Raw genomic sequence first — 409 nt, 5'->3', positions numbered from 1 at the left:
TGATAGTCTGCTGCCGTTGGCTGGCCAGCTCTTTGTATGTTCCATCTTCCCCCCGGTTTTCGCCGTAGACCGGGATCCTGCCGCCCTCTATCGACTTTGCCAGGGATTTTACATCCTTCTGAAGAACAGAAATGGAATGCTCGCCCTGCGCACGGAGGGCGTTGGCAACATGGGGGGTGCCCGTGCCATTTTTTCCTGATGTGTCTTGGATGCCATTGGTCAGGGCAGCGATAACCCTCTCCAGCTTTGTTGGTTCGCCATTTTCAAGATGAACCGGGGCTACCGTTTTGTTGTTGAGCCGGAAGCCGTCCGAGCCCTCAGCACGGCCTGGATAATGATCATTGTGATCTTGAATAAGACCGTTGAGAGATTGTCTAGGCAGTTCTCCAGACGGACCCGTTCCGTCATG

General features: G+C 54.3%; 1 protein-coding gene. It reads right to left on the bottom strand.

The window, feature by feature from the left end:
* Window positions 1-409: hypothetical protein (locus Q0835_RS30190; protein WP_298967201.1), on the bottom strand; the 409-nt coding region annotated here is incomplete at both ends.

Origin of the sequence: uncultured Roseibium sp., from assembly GCF_947499295.1 — a bacterium.
Classification (GTDB): Bacteria; Pseudomonadota; Alphaproteobacteria; order Rhizobiales; family Stappiaceae; genus Roseibium.
This window is presented reverse-complemented; position numbering and strand designations above follow the sequence as displayed.